General features: G+C 69.5%; 19 protein-coding genes. 5 read left to right on the forward strand and 14 right to left on the reverse strand.

What is annotated here, in order from left to right; all coding sequences use genetic code 11:
• The first annotated feature begins 15 nt into the window (after positions 1–15).
• A complete protein-coding gene (locus VM306_RS07490) occupies positions 16–627 on the forward strand; it encodes a TetR/AcrR family transcriptional regulator (protein WP_325512338.1) in 612 nt (203 codons plus the stop codon).
• A 3-nt stretch (positions 628–630) separates the two neighbouring features.
• Here VM306_RS07490 and hisI read toward each other — a convergent pair whose 3' ends face one another.
• Genes hisI through hisF form a run of 3 tightly spaced genes read right to left on the reverse strand, consistent with a single transcriptional unit; the run spans position 631 to position 2,092 of the window.
• Positions 631–981: a phosphoribosyl-AMP cyclohydrolase gene (gene hisI / locus VM306_RS07495; RefSeq protein WP_325512340.1), complete on the reverse strand. Its 351-nt coding sequence runs from the start codon at positions 979–981 to the stop codon at positions 631–633.
• On the reverse strand, positions 978–1,337 hold the full coding sequence (locus VM306_RS07500) for a hypothetical protein (RefSeq protein ID WP_325512342.1): 360 nt from the start codon (positions 1,335–1,337) through the stop codon (positions 978–980). The genes hisI and VM306_RS07500 overlap by 4 nt, the downstream gene beginning before the upstream one ends.
• On the reverse strand, positions 1,334–2,092 hold the full coding sequence (gene hisF, locus VM306_RS07505; protein WP_325512344.1) for an imidazole glycerol phosphate synthase subunit HisF: 759 nt from the start codon (positions 2,090–2,092) through the stop codon (positions 1,334–1,336). Before hisF ends, VM306_RS07500 begins: the two co-directional genes overlap by 4 nt.
• Before the next feature lie 45 nt (positions 2,093–2,137).
• On the opposite strand from hisF, the gene VM306_RS07510 reads away from it, so the two are divergent.
• Together VM306_RS07510 and VM306_RS07515 are read left to right on the forward strand one after the other, a co-directional pair.
• Positions 2,138–2,518 carry a PPOX class F420-dependent oxidoreductase gene (locus VM306_RS07510; protein WP_325512346.1) on the forward strand — a complete coding sequence of 127 codons (381 nt, stop codon included), beginning with the start codon at positions 2,138–2,140 and terminating at the stop codon, positions 2,516–2,518.
• A gap of 313 nt (positions 2,519–2,831) precedes the next feature.
• Positions 2,832–3,533, forward strand: a complete 702-nt coding sequence (locus VM306_RS07515) for a Clp protease N-terminal domain-containing protein (RefSeq protein ID WP_325512348.1) — start codon at positions 2,832–2,834, stop codon at positions 3,531–3,533.
• Here the strand turns inward: VM306_RS07515 and priA are convergent.
• The 5 genes from priA to VM306_RS07540 all read right to left on the reverse strand — a co-directional run bounded on the left by priA (position 3,499) and on the right by VM306_RS07540 (position 7,610).
• Positions 3,499–4,230, reverse strand: coding sequence for a bifunctional 1-(5-phosphoribosyl)-5-((5-phosphoribosylamino)methylideneamino)imidazole-4-carboxamide isomerase/phosphoribosylanthranilate isomerase PriA (priA, locus tag VM306_RS07520; RefSeq protein ID WP_325512350.1), 732 nt, complete (start codon positions 4,228–4,230; stop codon positions 3,499–3,501). The two genes, VM306_RS07515 and priA, sit on opposite strands and share 35 nt — an antisense overlap.
• A gap of 172 nt (positions 4,231–4,402) precedes the next feature.
• Positions 4,403–5,038: an imidazole glycerol phosphate synthase subunit HisH gene (gene hisH, locus VM306_RS07525; RefSeq protein WP_325512352.1), complete on the reverse strand. Its 636-nt coding sequence runs from the start codon at positions 5,036–5,038 to the stop codon at positions 4,403–4,405.
• A 10-nt stretch (positions 5,039–5,048) separates the two neighbouring features.
• A complete protein-coding gene (locus VM306_RS07530) occupies positions 5,049–5,861 on the reverse strand; it encodes a hypothetical protein (protein WP_325512354.1) in 813 nt (270 codons plus the stop codon).
• A gap of 194 nt (positions 5,862–6,055) precedes the next feature.
• Positions 6,056–6,949, reverse strand: coding sequence for a transketolase family protein (locus VM306_RS07535; RefSeq protein ID WP_325512357.1), 894 nt, complete (start codon positions 6,947–6,949; stop codon positions 6,056–6,058).
• Position 6,950: 1 nt separating this feature from the next.
• Positions 6,951–7,610 carry a thiamine pyrophosphate-dependent enzyme gene (locus tag VM306_RS07540; protein ID WP_325512359.1) on the reverse strand — a complete coding sequence of 220 codons (660 nt, stop codon included), beginning with the start codon at positions 7,608–7,610 and terminating at the stop codon, positions 6,951–6,953.
• Between the two features lie 73 nt (positions 7,611–7,683).
• On the opposite strand from VM306_RS07540, the gene soxR reads away from it, so the two are divergent.
• Positions 7,684–8,130, forward strand: a complete 447-nt coding sequence (gene soxR, locus VM306_RS07545; protein ID WP_414672345.1) for a redox-sensitive transcriptional activator SoxR — start codon at positions 7,684–7,686, stop codon at positions 8,128–8,130.
• Here soxR and VM306_RS07550 read toward each other — a convergent pair.
• Positions 8,074–8,949 carry an alpha/beta hydrolase gene (locus VM306_RS07550; protein WP_325512363.1) on the reverse strand — a complete coding sequence of 292 codons (876 nt, stop codon included), beginning with the start codon at positions 8,947–8,949 and terminating at the stop codon, positions 8,074–8,076. The two genes, soxR and VM306_RS07550, sit on opposite strands and share 57 nt — an antisense overlap.
• 511 nt (positions 8,950–9,460) lie before the next feature.
• On the opposite strand from VM306_RS07550, the gene VM306_RS07555 reads away from it, so the two are divergent.
• Entirely contained in the window at positions 9,461–9,982 is a 522-nt protein-coding gene (locus tag VM306_RS07555; RefSeq protein ID WP_325512433.1) for an RNA 2'-phosphotransferase, read from the forward strand.
• Here the strand turns inward: VM306_RS07555 and VM306_RS07560 are convergent.
• Genes VM306_RS07560 through hisD form a run of 5 tightly spaced genes read right to left on the reverse strand, consistent with a single transcriptional unit; the run spans position 9,979 to position 15,799 of the window.
• A complete protein-coding gene (locus tag VM306_RS07560) occupies positions 9,979–12,603 on the reverse strand; it encodes a WD40 repeat domain-containing protein (RefSeq protein ID WP_325512365.1) in 2,625 nt (874 codons plus the stop codon). The two genes, VM306_RS07555 and VM306_RS07560, sit on opposite strands and share 4 nt — an antisense overlap.
• Before the next feature lie 24 nt (positions 12,604–12,627).
• The gene (locus tag VM306_RS07565; RefSeq protein WP_325512367.1) at positions 12,628–12,783 is read right to left on the reverse strand and encodes a hypothetical protein; all 156 of its coding nucleotides are present in this window, start codon (positions 12,781–12,783) and stop codon (positions 12,628–12,630) included.
• The gene (gene hisB, locus VM306_RS07570; protein WP_325512369.1) at positions 12,784–13,383 is read right to left on the reverse strand and encodes an imidazoleglycerol-phosphate dehydratase HisB; all 600 of its coding nucleotides are present in this window, start codon (positions 13,381–13,383) and stop codon (positions 12,784–12,786) included.
• Entirely contained in the window at positions 13,380–14,486 is a 1,107-nt protein-coding gene (locus tag VM306_RS07575) for a histidinol-phosphate transaminase (protein WP_325512371.1), read from the reverse strand. Before VM306_RS07575 ends, hisB begins: the two co-directional genes overlap by 4 nt.
• A complete protein-coding gene (gene hisD / locus VM306_RS07580; protein WP_325512373.1) occupies positions 14,483–15,799 on the reverse strand; it encodes a histidinol dehydrogenase in 1,317 nt (438 codons plus the stop codon). Before hisD ends, VM306_RS07575 begins: the two co-directional genes overlap by 4 nt.

The following is a 15,799-nucleotide window of genomic DNA, read 5'->3' on the forward strand; positions in this document are numbered from 1 at the left end:
AACATTTGTTGAAATATGACCCGCGTGGAGCAAGTGAACCAGAAACGCCGAGGCCGCCGCGCCGCGGGCGAGGACACGAGGTCCGCGCTTCTCGCCGCGGCACGCGAGGTGTTCGTCGAGAAGGGCTACGACGGCGCCACAGTCCGCGCGATCGCGGCCAAGGCGGGCGTGGACGCGGCCATGGTCAACCACTGGTTCGGTGGCAAGGAGGGCCTGTTCGCCCAGGCCGTGCTGCAGCTCCCGTTCGACCCGTCCGAGATCCTCAAGCGCCTGCTCGACGGCCCGGTGGACGAGGCGGGCGTCCGCATCGCCCGCACCTTCGTCACGGTCTGGGACGCGACCGGCGGCGGCACGTTCGCCGCGCTGATCCGCAGCGTCACGAGCCAGCCGGAGGTCGCGAACGCGCTGAAGTCGTTCTTCGTCAACGCGATCTTCAAGAACGTGCTCGCCGAGATCGGCGCCGAGCAGCGCGAACTGCGCGCCACGCTCTGCGCGACGCAGATGGTCGGGCTGGGCATCGTCCGGTACGTCGTGCGCTTCGAGCCGCTGGCGTCGGCCGACATCGACACCGTGGTCAGGGCGATCGGCCCGACCTTGCAGCGCTACCTCACCGGCGACCTGGACTGAGCCTCACGCGTCGGCGAGCAGCACCGTGGCGTCGAAGCACGTGCGGTCGCCCGTGTGGCAGGCGGCGCCGACCTGGTCGACGGTCAGCAGCACCGTGTCCCCGTCGCAGTCGAGCCTGACCTCGTGCACGTACTGGGTGTGGCCGGAGGTCTCACCCTTCACCCACAGCTGCTGACGGCTGCGCGAGTAGTAGGTCGCGCGGCGTGTGGTGAGCGTGCGGTGCAGCGCCTCGTCGTTCATCCACGCGACCATGAGCACCTCACCGGTGCCGCGCTGCTGCGCGACGGCGCAGACCAGGCCGTCCGGAGTGCGCTTGAGCCGCTGGGACACGGCGGGATCGAGCGGGCTGCTCAAGGGGAACCTCCCAGGTGTTCACGAGCGGGTCCGGTGTTGAGCAGGACCACTCCGTAGATGTGCACAGCGGACAGCACGCCGGACGCGACGCGCGCCCACACCGGCCCGTCGGCCAGCGCGATCACGAGGTGCAGCAGGGCGATGAGGACGAACACGATCATCGCCGGGTAGTGCACGAACCTCAGCCCCAGCAGTAACGCCACCGCGACCAGCAGTTCGACCACCACGACGAACGACGGCACCTTCAGCACGACCGCGTCCCCCGTCGAGCGCCACAAGATCAGCCCGACCACGAAGAACACCAGCGCCCCGCCGAATGCAACCGCCGAGGCCACCCGCACCTCGACGGGCTTCACCGCACCACGACACCCGCCTGGCGCAGGCCGTCCTTGACCTCGCCGATGCGCAGCTGCCCGAAGTGGAAGACGCTCGCGGCCAGCACCGCGTCCGCACCCGCGGCGACCGCCGGCGGGAAGTGGTCGACCGCGCCCGCGCCACCGCTCGCGATGAGCGGCACGTCGACCTCGCGCCGGACCAGCTCGATCAACTCGATGTCGAAGCCCGCCTTGGTGCCGTCGGCGTCCATCGAGTTCAGCAGGATCTCGCCGACGCCCAGCTCCTGACCGCGCGCGGCCCACTCGACGGCGTCGATGCCCGTGCCGGTGCGACCGCCGTGCGTGGTGACCTCGAACCCGGTGCCGCCCGGCACGCGCCGCGCGTCGACCGACAGCACGATGCACTGCGCGCCGTACCGCTCGGAGCACTCCTTGAGCAGCTCGGGACGCGCGATCGCGGCGGTGTTGAGGCTGACCTTGTCCGCGCCGGCGCGGAGCAGCTTGTTGACGTCCTCGGGGCTGCGCACGCCGCCACCGACCGTGAGGGGGATGAACACCTGCTCGGCCGTGCGCCGGACCACGTCGTACGTCGTCTCGCGGTCGCCACTGCTGGCCGTCACGTCGAGGAACGTCAGCTCGTCGGCACCCTCGGCGTCGTACGCCCTGGCCAGCTCGACCGGATCGCCCGCGTCGACGAGGTTCGTGAAGTTGACGCCCTTCACCACCCGGCCCCGGTCGACGTCGAGACAGGGGATGACACGGACCGCGACTGACATGCGGGAAAGCCTACAAGGACCCTTTCCGGACTACGCTGCGGCGCCATGATCACCGAACTGGGCCGGGGCGACTACCTGCTGCTGACGACGTTCCGCAAGGACGGCACCCCGGTGCCCACGCCGGTCTGGGTCGCGCCCGGCCCCGCCGACGGCGTGATCTACGCCTGGAGTGCCAGGGAGACCGGCAAGGTCAAGCGGATCCGGCGCAGCGGTGACGTGGAGATCGGCCCGTGCGACTTCCGCGGCAACCCCAAGGGGCCGTCGGTCAAGGCCAGGGCACGACTACTCGACGACTCCGCCAGCGACGACGTCCGCGCCCGGATCGTGAAGAAGTACGGGTTCATGGGGTGGCTGACGATGACCGGCAGCAAGCTGCGCCGCGGGCGGACCGGGACGGTCGGCATCGAGATCACGGCTGCGGACTGACCCGTCCACATTGATTCGGCCAATCAACGTTGACGACCCGCAGTCAACATCGACTCAACGTTGACGCCGTCAAATCAACATGCACCGCCCCGTGGTCGACCCGCGCGTCCACCTTCAATGCAGTTCGTCGGGTCGATGACAACGTTGTCACTTTTCCACATCGACTGGAACTGTCCACGTTGATCAGCAACGTCAACGTTGATTGGCACCCGTCGACATCGAGTCAACATGGACATGGCGCGTCAATGTCGAGGCGATGCCAAGCGTCAACCCGACGTTGACCGGACGTGCATCGTCAACCTAGAGTTGACGCATGATCCAGTTGACCGATCTCATCGTCACGGTCGCCCAGGAGGCCGACGACTCCCTCGTGCGCTTGGCGAAGGCCGTCGAGATGAGCGCTCAGCTGAACGAGCTCGGCGACCACCTCATCGGCCACTTCGTCGACGAGGCGCGGCGCGGCGGGGCCAGTTGGGCCGAGATCGGCGAGAGCCTCGGCGTCACCAAGCAGGCCGCGCAGAAGCGGTTCGTGCCCAGGGAGTCACCCGAGCTCAGCAAACCGTCGATGGACCGCTACACCCAGCGGTCGCGCAGGGTCATCGCGCTGGCACGCCACCACGCGCGGTTCAGCGAGCGCATCGGCACCGAGCACCTGCTGCTGGGGCTGCTCGACGAGTCGGGCGGGCTCGCGGCCAAGACCATCGCGAAGCTGGAGTCGGGCGAGGGCAGCACGCGCATCGCCGTGCTGAACCGCCTGGACAACGAGGCCAAGCAGCGTCCGGAGAAGCAGCCGTACACGACGCATTGCAAGAAGGCCCTTGAACTGACCGTGCGCGAGGCGCTGCGGATGGGCCACATGTTCATCGGCACCGAGCACATCCTGCTCGGCGTGCTGCTGGAGAAAGAAGGGACCGCGGCCGACGTGCTGCACAACACCGGTGTCACGCACGCGGCCGCGGCCGCTCACATCGAGAAGGTGGTCAACGCACCGCAGCAAGTGCTTCCGGGAGCGTGAACGCGCCGGCGTACAGGGCCTTGCCGATGATCGAGCCCTCGACGCCGTCGCGCGACAGCTTCGACAGCGCGACCAGGTCATCCACAGTGGACACGCCGCCGGAGGCGATCACCGGGGCGTCGGTGCGGGCACAGACCTCGCTCAGCAGCTCCAGGTTCGGGCCGGTCAGCGTGCCGTCCTTCGACACGTCCGTCACGACGTAACGCGCGCAGCCGTCGCGGTCGAGCCGGTCGAGGACCTCCCAGAGGTCGCCGCCGTCCGACGTCCAGCCGCGGCCCTTGACCCGGTGGCCCTGCTCGGTGATGCGGACGTCGAGGCCCACGGCGATCTTCTCGCCGTGCGCGGCGATCGCCTTCGCGCACCACTCCGGGTCTTCCAGCGCGGCCGTGCCCAGGTTCACGCGGGCGCAGCCGGTGGCCAGGGCGGCCTCCAGCGACGCGTCGTCGCGGATGCCTCCGGACAGCTCCACCTTGACGTCCAGCTCGCGGACGACGCGGGCGATGAGCTCGCGGTTCGAACCGCGCCCGAACGCCGCGTCGAGGTCGACGAGATGGATCCACTCCGCTCCGTCGCGCTGCCACTGCAAGGCCGCGTCGAGCGGCTCGCCGTAGTTCGTCTCGGTACCGGCTTCGCCCTGCACGAGCCGGACGGCACGACCGTCGGCCACGTCAACAGCGGGGAGGAGTGTGAACGTCACCGGGGAAGCCTAGCGTCCCCCGGCACGAGGGCGGTCATGCGCTCCTGAGCGCCGGTGGTCAGCGGGAACGGTGTGCCCGACCACCGCGGGCGCGCACAGGAAAGCCGGGGTCGGCGTCCTCAGTGGACACACGACCGAGTCGACGGTCCGGCTACCGTCCGCGGTCGTGCGATCACGACAAGCTGGTCAGCCAGTTCTTCAGCAGGTGCGCTCCGGCGTCGCCGGACTTCTCCGGGTGGAACTGGGTGGCCCACAGCGGCCCGTTCTCGACGGCCGCCACGAACTCGTCGCCCGCGTGGTCCGCCCATGTCACGAGCGGCGGCTTGATGTGGTCGGCCGGCTCCAGCTCCCACTTGCGCACGCCGTAGGAGTGCACGAAGTAGAACCGCGTGTCCTCGTCGAGGCCGTCGAACAGCTTCGAGCCCTCGGGTGTGCGGACCGTGTTCCAGCCCATGTGCGGCACGATCGGCGCGTCGAGGCGCTCGACGGTGCCGGGCCACTCACCGCAGCCCTCCGTCAGCACGCCGTGCTCGATGCCGCGGTCGAACAGGATCTGCATGCCCACGCAGATGCCGAGCACCGGACGGCCGCCGGCGAGGCGCTCACCGATGATCCGGGCGCCGCGCACCGAGTTCAGGCCCTCCATGCACGCCGCGTACGCGCCGACGCCGGGCACCACCAGGCCGTCGGCCTCGCGGGCTGCCTTCGGGTCGGACGTCACCTCGACATGGGCGCCGACCCGCTGGAGCGCGCGCTCGGCGGAGCGCAGGTTGCCGGAGCCATAGTCAAGTACGACGACACGTGCCACGACCACCAGTTTAGTCGGTCGGGACGGCACCCTGCGTCACCGGGATGACCGGCAACACGGTGTTGACCGGTTTCCCGCGCACGAGCCGCCGCCGGAGTGAGACCATCAGCCCTGCCGTCAGCACCAGGAGCAGACCGGCGATGAGGTAGTACACGACCATCGAGGCGTTGAGCAGTACCGTCACCAGCGCCGTCACCACGATCAGCGGGAAGATCAGCGCGAGCGGCCACTTCTGCGTGGTCGGCGGCTCCAGCGTCTCCAGGACGAAGTCCGCCCTGCCCTGCTCGGTGAGCTCGGCGACCTTCGCGACCTCGGGCAGCCCCGCCGCGCGGAAGAACTCGGGGATCGCCCCCTCGGCGGCGTGGAAGTCGCGGATGCGTTCGAGAGCGCCCTTGCGGCTGGCCGCCGGGTACAGCGCGGTGAGCTTGTCGATCGCGTCGGCCTGCCACCCCTCCCTCTCGCGCAGGTTGATCAGGCCCGCGGTCGAGCGGTCGAACAACCTCCCCGCCGGACCCGACTGCTTCGCCTGCTCCGACAACCGCAGCACCGCCTCGCGCGTGCCCCACATCGAGGCGCGGCCGAGCGTCGTGGTGAAGAGGTAGAGCAGGGCGGCGTCGTCGTTCCACACGGCGAGCGCGGCGCCGTTCCCGATCTTGCGCACCCTGTTCGTCATGTACGCGGCTTCGTTGAGCTTGGTGGCCGCAGGGGGCAGCAGCACCGTGCCGGACTGCACCGGGACGAGCGCCGCGGGGCCCGCGTTGCCGCTGTGCATCGCCTTCTGCAGCTCGGCGGCGTTCAGCGGGGTCCAGATCAGCATTCTCACGACCAACATCATTCCTGGTCCGTCCCACGGGCATGTGCGCACATGCCAAGGTCTTCGCGTTCCGGAACGGACGGACGTGCCGGGAAGCGGTGCGCGACCGGACATCCGGCCCGGTCGCGCCACCTCTTCACCTCTTACGCGGCGCGGGAAGGCGCGCCGGTCCAGTCATCCCCCATGACTGCGAACATGTTTCTTCACCCCCTGAAGAAACTCCGCACAGCGCTCCCCAGCCCGACCACGTCCAGGTCGTGCGCGGCGTCGTGGTCCTCCGCCGTGCCGTAGTTGCGGAGCTCTGCGTGTCGTTTGACTCCTATAGAACGCACACGGTGCGGAATTTGTTGCAGTGACTCGGACACAAGATGAGATGAAGTTCCTTCGAGGTACGGCTCCACCACCATGACGTCGGCGTGGTCCGTCTCCCGCACCGCCTTGCGCAGTCCGTCCGAGTCGAACGGTCGGACCGTGGCCGCGTACAGCACCGTGACGTCGGCGTTCTCCGAGTCGACTGCCTTGAGCACACGGTCGAGCATCGGCCCGACGGCGAGCACGACGCCGCGCTTTCCGTGACGCAGCGCGGTGAATCCTTCACCGACCGGATGAGCCTGCGTGTTCTCGTGCAACGAAAGCCTGACGTAGACCCGGTTGTCGTCCTTCAGTGCTTGACGCAGCAACGGTGTGACCTCGTCTGGATGCCCCGGCACGTGCACAGTCCAGCCGGGAAGCGTGTCGAACAACGCCACGTCACCCGGCGACTGGTGCGTACGCCCCCAAGCCGGGTCGTCGTAGGAAGCGCCGATGCTCACGAATACCGCACCCACGTCCTGATGGCCGATGTCGAGCTTGATCTGCTCGTAGGGCCGTTCGACGAGGAACGGCGCGTAGCTGTGCACGACAGGCCGTAGCCCCGCGAGCGCCAGACCGCTCGCCACGCCGACCATGGTCTGCTCGCGGATCCCGACGTCGACGACGCGTTCGTTCTCCTGCGGGAACTCGTTGCTGGAGATCACCGCGGTAACCACGGCGATCCGCGGGTCGTGCCCGATCTCCTCGTTGACCGTCCTGACGAAGGCTTGGCGCATCGTGGTCATCTCAGCTCCTCTCGATCTTGGCGACGACCGCGTACGGGCGGTCGTGCGGCGCGGTCAGTGCCGTGAAGATGGCTTCGTGGTCGCGACCGTCGACCTCGGCGGTGTCCCAGCCCTCGACGGCGAAGCGCCGGGCGATGCCGCCGGGCCAGCCGTGCATGGCGGACCGGTTGTCGACCACGATGGCGGTGAGGTCGGCGACGTTCAGCCTGGACGCCACCGCGATCGCCTCGTGGTTGCTGCCCTCGTCGAGCTCACCGTCGCCGACCAGCACGAACGTGCGCCCCCGGCTCTTGCCGATCCGCTGCCCGATCGCCGTCCCGACCGCGATCGGCAGCCCGTGACCGAGCGACCCGCTGCTGATCTCCGCACCCCGGACGAGCACCCGGTCGGGGTGCTGGCCGAGCGGGCTGTCCCACGACGTCCAGTCGTCCAAAGTGGACTCGTCGATGAACCCCTTCTCCGCCAGAACCGCGTAGTAGGCCATCGGCCCGTGCCCCTTGGACAGCAGGAACCGGTCGCGGTCAGGATCGTCGACTGTGTCGGGCGTGACGTTGAGAACCCGGTCGTACAGGACCCAGAGCACGTCGATCGTGGAGGCCGCCGCCCACTCGTGCTTCTCGTCCCCTGCCATTCTCGCGAAGAGCTCTGGTATCCGTTGCATGGCACCAACTGTTCAACCTCGACTATGCTGGAGGTCAAGCGGTTACGATGATCCGGTGAGCAAGTTGCCGGAAATGCTGACCATCGGCCAAGTCGCCGAGCGCAGCGGCGTCCCCCACACCGCGCTGCGCTTCTACGAGGACAGGGGCCTGATCGGCTCCGTCCGCACCGCGGGCAACCAACGGCGCTACCAACGCTCGGTGCTGCGCCGCCTGGCCTTCATCCGCACAGCACAACGCGTGGGCCTCAGCCTGGAGGACGTCCGCGACGCCCTGGCGCAGCTCCCGGACAACCGCACGCCGACGAAGTCAGACTGGGAACGCCTCTCCCGCTCGTGGAAGGCCGAACTCGACGCACGAATCGACGCCCTCTTCCGCCTGCGCGACAGGCTGACGGGTTGCATCGGCTGCGGCTGCCTGTCGCTGCGCAGCTGCTCACTGCAGAACATCGACGACGAGCAGGCCTCACACGGCCCCGGCGCCCCCAAGCTCAAGCCCGTCCTGGAGGGCGGCACCCTCTAGGAACTCCTCCACCGCTTTCACATAGCCGTCGGGCTCATCGACGTGCAGCATGTGCCCGGCGTCTTCCAGCACGACCGCCCGCGCCCGCGGGATCAGCTCGAGCGTCGGCGCGACCAGGCCGACCGGGAACGTCATGTCCTGACGCCCGTGCAGCAACAGGACGGGGATGCCGGTCTCCGCGATCCGTTGCGCCGCATCGGGAAACCGCGGCGACACCAGGTTTCCGGCCTCGAGCTGCCGCACCCACTCCGCGCCGAACCTGACCTCCTCCAGCCTCTTCAGGTAGCCGGGCATGGCCTCGGTGCGCCAGATGTTGGCGGGCGCCGCCGCGAACGCCTCGGCGCGCACGCACTCTTCCGACGTCAGGTCTTCTCGCTGCCACGGGTCGTCCTGGCGCGCCAGGATCTCGTCGCGCTCCGTCCACCCGTCGAAGGCGTCCGGCGGCACGGGCAGGACACTGCTGCCCGACACGATCAGACTGCGCACCCGCGACGGATGGCTGATCGCGAACCGCTGCGCCACCATGCCGCCGTACGAATGGCCCAGCAGGTCCGCGCGCTCCACGTCGAATGCGTCGAGCACACGCACGAGGTCTTGCACGACGCCGTCGGGGTGATACTCGGAAACGCGGCCCGACCGGCCGCACCCGCGCAAGTCGGGCATCAGGAGGCGGTAGGACAGGCGGTGGAGGGGGTCGCGGAGGTAGCTGTGGTCCCAGTCCGGGCCGCCGTGGATGGCCAGCAGCGTGCGGTCGCCGGATCCTTCCTGCCAGGCCACGAAGATCTCGGTCTCGCCCCGCACCATTCGCTCACGCCACACGGCAGCTATCCAAGCGCACACGGGATGCGGCAGCCCTGCTTTTGCGCACGCACGATAGGGCTCATTGGCCTCAGGTGCGGGACGCCCGGCTAGGCGCCGGGTGGGGCTGGCGCGAGGTGATCAGCGCAGGACGGGTGCGAGGTGATCGGCACGGGCGCCCTCGACAGCGAGCCGCCCAACTTCACACCCCACAAGCCCATCCGGTCCCCCGATGCGTTGCCCTCCGTCCCCCGCGCGCGACGCGAGCTCGTCCGTCCACCTGCTGGCCACCCCAGTCGGTGCCACCCAACCGGCGTTTCACCTGACCCCATCACCTGACCTCCGCCCCGACATCCGTCGTCCGCAGCCCCGCGCTCCTCATCCTTGCGGGAGGCGGTTGATCATCAGTTCCGGACATCTACTAGACGAGCCCAGGCGCGGATCAGGACGAATACCACCCGTTCGAGTGAGTCCTGAGCCGACACAGCCGGGGCCAAAACGGGTGGACACGCTGTGGTTTCCTGAGGGGCAAATGGAACAAGACAGAATGATCCGCCTCTCCAAGCGGATGTCCAAAGCGCTCCGGCACCAGCCCGAGCGCGTCGGCCTCACCCTCGACGCGGCCGGCTGGGTGCCTGTGGCCGACCTGCTGGACGCCCTTGGCATCTCTGCCGAGGACATGCGTGAGGTTGTTGAGCGCAACGACAAGAAGCGCTTCACGATCGATGGTGATCGCATCCGGGCCAACCAAGGGCACAGCGTCGAGGTGGACCTCGGGTTGCCTACTGCTACGCCGCCGGACGTGTTGTTCCACGGCACGGTGGCTCACTACCTCGACGACATCATGCGGGACGGGCTCAGGCCCATGTCGCGGCACGACGTGCATCTCTCCCCTGATCTCGAGACCGCGCGTCGGGTTGGGGCTCGGCGTGGGCGGCCGTTGATTCTCACCGTTGCTGCGAAGGCTATGCATGCTGATGGGCACGAGTTTCGGCTCAGTGCCAACGGGGTGTGGCTGGCGCGGCACGTTCCTGCGCGGTATCTGGCCGTTTAGTCGCAGGTCAGGTCTGACGGTGGCTCGGTGCCCACGTGGCGTCGCCACTCTTCGGCGGTCAGGGTGCGGGCGGCTGAGGCGCAGGCTGTGCGGACCCAGTTCTCCTCGGAGAGATCCCAGGCGGTCAGCCGGGAGTGGGGGATCGCTGTGATCAGGCGTTCGGGGCCGTCGAAGGCGGTGCCTATGCGGCCGAAGCGGGCGCGTGGGGAGACCAGGGGTACCTGGCCCACTCGTTCGCCGGTGGTCAGGTCGGTGAGGACCATGACGTGGTCGCGGCGCAGCTGGACGGCCAGGTCTGCGGCGGCGGTGATTCCTGGCAGGTGGTTGGGGTCGCTTTGGATCTTGCGGTGTGAGGTGGCGGAAGAATCCCAGATTTCGATGAAACCAGAGCGTTGGATCAGCAGGTTGTTGTCGGTGAACGTGACCGCTTCGGCTGGGCCGTCCAGTGAGCGGCGGGTGCCGGAGGTGGTGTCGATCAGTTCTACCGAGTTGGCGGTCACCACCGCGGCGGTTGAGGTGTCTGCGCTGATCGCGGCCAGGCCGGCCGCCGGGGGCCAACCCGCGTGGTCGAGGCGACGGCCTAGCGGGATCGTGCGTTCCTGTGTGAAGTCGGGGGCTGAGAAGACCTGCACGTCGCCCTGTTCGTTCACGGTGACCAGCCGGCTGTCGTCGGGCGCGGCGCGCATCGCCACCAGGTGCTCTGCCGTCACGTCGCCCTTCCAGCGCGACTCGCGTCGCAGGACCGGCTGGGTTTGCCAGGTTTCGCCGATGCCTTCCGGCAGGGTCACCAGGTAGAGCTTGTCGCCGGTGGAGTTCCACGCGGGCGGGCCGAAGTCGCTGTCCGGGCCCACTGACTCGGAGGACGGGCCGAGCGTCACCTCCGCGCCGGCGGTGACGGCGGTCCTGCCGTGTGAGGTCGCCAGCCACGGGGCCGGGCAGGCGTTGCAGGACAACGGGGAGCGGGTCGGCAACGTCGAGCTCAGGCGGGTGTTCCTGGTCAGGTCCCACAGCACGAGGTGGTCGCGCGAGGCGGACACCAGGCGGTCGCTGGAGCCGAGGAACTCCACGAACGGCGTCTCGCTGTTGCCGTCGAGCCGCGCCAGCTCGCCTGTGGTGGACCCCGTCATGTCGTAGAGGTAGATCGTGCCGGTGTCGGCCACCGCGGTGCGGGTGCCGTCGTTGGTGATCGCCACGGAGGACGGGGTGGGGCGGCCGTACCGGACCTCGGCGTCCTGGGTGTTGTAGCCGAACGTCGGGGTGGTGGTGTGCCACAGCCTGGTCAGGCCGTCGGTGGACCAGCCGAAGTGCGCGCCGTTCGCGGAGGCGCCGAACCAGTAACCGGTGGCGGGCAGCACCTCTCCCCTCGATGTGGACAGGACCTCCTGGGAGATCGGCGAGCGGCGCGCCCACTCGGTGTCGGACAGCTCCAGCACCGTCTCGTCGTCGGGCATCCTCAGCACGAGCAACGGGAACGCGGACCCGTCGCGCTGTGCACGGTGGTCGTTCTGTCCATCGTGGACGATCGACAGGAAGCGGCCGTCACCATCGGCGTGGAGGGCGGTGAAACGGCCGGACGGCGACACCGCGACCAGGCCGGACTTCAGGTCGGACGGCACCTCGAACCGTTGCACGGCGGAGGCACCGTCCCAGCGCACCGCCGTACCAGTGGAGAACGCGGCGATCACGCCACCGTTGGCGCTCGTCGCCACCGCGGTCACCGGGGACGGGCCGATCCGCGTCTCGGAGCGCGAGGACGTCGTGAGGTCCAGCCGCACCACGCGGCCGTCGGAGGTGCCGGCGACCGCGACCTTGCCGTCGGCCGACGCGGCCAGCGCGGTCACCTCGCCGCCGACCTGCACGTACCGGTCGAGCTGCGGCGATGCGGTCAGGGACGCGAACAGGGCGGAACGGGTCTGGGCGTTCGGCTCGACGCGGTAGGCCTCGGCGGCGAGCACCTGCGACAGCGCGAGATCGGTGCGCAGGTTCGCGACGGCCGCCGACGCCAGGCTGCGGGCCGTGACGGTGCGGGTCTGCGAGACGGCGTCGTTGCGTTGCACCACGGCGATCAACGCCGCGAGCAGCACGATCACCGTCAGCGCCGCGGCCGCGCCACGGGCCAGCCGGGTGGTGCGGCGGTGCTGGCGGACGTGCTCGCCCACCAGGTCGTCTTTCGGCACACCGCGCACCGCGCTCGCGATGTCCGCCACGCACTCGCGGAAGCGCGGGTTCGCGTCGTCGACGTGCGACGCCGACCGCAACCACCTCAGGTCGACCCAGCGCGGGTCCTCGCCGAGTGCCTTCCGCACGGCGGCGGGCACCGACCGCGCGTACTCGCCGGAGGTCAAAACGACGAGGATCTGCTGCGCAGAACGGTGTTCCAGCCACCACTCGACTCGCTCCGCTCCCGCGTTCTCCTGCGAGGCCATCAGGATCAGCCACCGCGAACGGGACAGGGCGTCCTCGGACGGCGTGCCTTGGCCGTCGTCGAGGAACACCTTCAGGGAACGCGACCGGTACCAGGGCTTCGCGAACCGCTGCACGCCGCGCCGCAACGCCGGCGCGAGCGTGCCGTCCAGAGCATCACTGGACGAGAGGAACGCGTCGTACTCGAACTCGGTCACCCACGTGATCTTGTCGGTTCTGAGCTAGATGAGCCAGAGCACCGCGCCGCCGACCGCGACGGCGGTCAGCACGAGGAGGATGACCGCCAGGGTCTTGGCGGTCTTCCACGTCGCGTACACGCCACCGCCCAGGAAGCCCGCGAGGGCCAGCAGGCCGATGACGACGACTTCCTTCGGCATCTACAGCACGCCCTTGGTCGACGGGACGCCGCCGACGCGCGGGTCGGGCTCCACGGCCGCACGCAGGGCGCGCGCGATCGCCTTGTACTCGGCTTCCGCGATGTGGTGCGGGTCGCGGCCGTACTCGACGCGCACGTGCAGCGCGATCTGGGCGTGGAAGGCCAGCGACTCGAACACGTGGCGGTTCAGCACGAACGGGTAGTTGCCGCCGATGACGAACGAGTTGAACTGCTCCGGCTCGCCGCGGTGCACGGTGTAGGGGCGGCCCGAGACGTCGACCGACGCGTGCGCGAGGGTTTCGTCCATCGGGATCCAGCAGTCGCCGAACCGGCGGATGCCCTTCTTGTCCCCCAACGCTTCCCGCAGCGCCTGACCGAGCACGATCGCGATGTCCTCGACCGAGTGGTGGGCGTCGATGTGCGTGTCACCGGTGGCGCGGACGATCAGGTCGAAGCAGCCGTGCACTCCGAACGCGGTGAGCATGTGGTCGTAGAACGGCACACCGGTGCTGATCTCGACCTGTCCGGTGCCGTCGAGGTCGATCTCGACGTAGACGGACGACTCCCTGGTGGTGCGCTCGACCTTGCCGACACGACTCACCGGCTGACCTCCTTGCTGGCCGCGAGGAAAGCGTCGTTCTCCTCGGGAGTTCCGATGGTCACCCGCAGGTGACCCGCGATTCCGACGTCCCTGATGAGCACGCCGTGGTCCAGGTAGGACTTCCAGGTCTCGCGCGCGTTCTCGAACCAGCCGAACAGCACGAAGTTCGCGTCCGAGGGCACGACCCGGAAACCCAGCTCCGTCAACGAAGCCATCACGCGGTCGCGTTCGGCGGCCAGCAGGGCCACCGACCCGAGCGTCTCCGCGGCGTGCCGCAACGACGCCCGCGCCGCCGCCTGCGTCAGCTGCGAGAGGTGGTACGGCAGGCGCACCAGCTGCAACGCGTCGACCACGGCCGGAGCCGCCGCCAGGTAGCCGAGGCGTCCGCCCGCGAAGGCGAACGCCTTCGACATCGTGCGCGAGACGATGAGCCGCGACCCGTACTCGTCGAGGAGCTTGATCGCGCTCTCCTGCGGCGAGAACTCCGCGTACGCCTCGTCGACGATGATCATGCCGGTGGTGGACGCGATGAGCAGGCGCAGGTCGTCGAGCGGGATCGACTGGCCCGTCGGGTTGTTCGGCGACGTCACGAAGACGACGTCCGGCCGCGTCTCGGTGATCACCGCGGCCGCCTTCTCCACGTCGAGCGAGAAGTCGGGACGGCGGGGCGTCGGCGACCACTCGGTGCGCGTGCCGGCGGCGATGATCGGGTGCATCGAGTACGACGGCTCGAAGCCCAGTGCCACGCGCCCCGGACCGCCGAACGCCTGCAGGATCTGCTGGAGGATCTCGTTGGACCCGTTGGCGGCCCAGACGTTCTCCGACGTCAGCGTGACCGAGGTCGCCGACGTCAGGTACGCCGCCAGGTCCTCGCGCAACGCCACCGCGTCGCGGTCCGGGTACCGGTGCAGGTCGCCCGCGATCTCCGCGACGGCCGCCACGACGTCGGCGGCCAGCGCGTCCGTCGGAGCGTACGGGTTCTCGTTGGTGTTCAACCGGTACGGCACGTCGAGCTGCGGCGCGCCGTAGGGCGTGCGGCCGCGCAAGTCCTCGCGCAGGGGCAGGTCGGACAGCTCCACGCGCGCGCCGACGACGGGCTTCATCGGGGGAACCTCGCCGTGACGGCCTGCCCGTGCGCGGGCAGGTCCTCCGCGTTGGCCAGCGCGACGACCTTGTCCGCGACCTCTCGCAGGGCTTGTTCGGAGTAGTCGATCACGTGGATGCCGCGCAGGAACGTCTGCACGGACAGCCCGGACGAGTGCCGCGCGCAGCCACCGGTCGGCAGCACGTGGTTCGAGCCGGCGCAGTAGTCGCCCAGGGACACCGGCGCGTACGGGCCGACGAAGATCGCGCCGGCGGAACGGATCCGCGCCGCGACCTCGCGCGCGTCGCGCGTCTGGATCTCCAGGTGTTCGGCGGCGTAGGCGTCGACGACCCGGACGCCCTCGTCCACGGAGGACACCAGCACGACACCGGACTGCTTGCCGTTCAACGCCGTGCGCACGCGCTCGCTGTGCTTGGTGGCGGGGACGCGCTGGTCCAGCTCGGCGTCCACCGCGTCCGCCAGCTCCTCGGAGTCCGTCACGAGGACGGAGGCGGCCAGCGGGTCGTGCTCGGCCTGGCTGATCAGGTCGGCGGCCACGTGCACGGGGTCGGCGGACGAGTCGGCGAGGATCGCGATCTCGGTCGGCCCGGCCTCGGAGTCGATGCCGATCAGGCCGCGCAGCAGGCGCTTGGCCGCCGTCACGTAGATGTTGCCGGGGCCGGTGATCATGTCGACCGGTGCCAGCTCGGCGCCGTCGGTGTCCACGCCGCCGTGCGCCATCAGCGCGATGGCCTGCGCGCCACCCGCGGCCCACACCTCGTCGACGCCGAGCAGCGCGGCGGCGGCCAGGATCGTCGGGTGCGGCAGGCCGCCGAACTCCGCCTGCGGCGGCGAGACCACGACCAGCGTCTCGACGCCGGCGATCTGGGCGGGCACGACGTTCATGACCACGGTCGACGGGTAGACGGCGAGACCACCGGGCGCGTACAGGCCGACGCGCGCGACCGGTACCCACTTCTCCGTCACGGTGCCGCCGGGCACGACCTGCGTGGTCGTCTCGGTGCGGCGCTGGTCGGCGTGCACGCGCCTGGTGCGCGCGATCACCTCTTCCAGCGCCTCGCGCACGGACGGGTCGAGCGAGGACAGGGCGGACGAGATCTCCGAGGCGGGCACGCGGACCGAAGCCGGTCGCACGCGGTCGAACTTCTCGGTGTACTCGAGCACGGCCTCGACACCGCGTTCCGCGACCGCGGCCACCATCGGACGCACGTGATGCAGAACCGCGTCCACGTCCATCTCGGCGCGCGGCACGATGGCGCGCAACTGAGCGGGGGTCGTGGTGCGACCTCGCAGGTCGATGCGGTTCAGCAT

It is taken from the genome of Lentzea sp., assembly GCF_035525475.1.
Classification (GTDB): domain Bacteria; phylum Actinomycetota; class Actinomycetes; order Mycobacteriales; family Pseudonocardiaceae; genus Lentzea.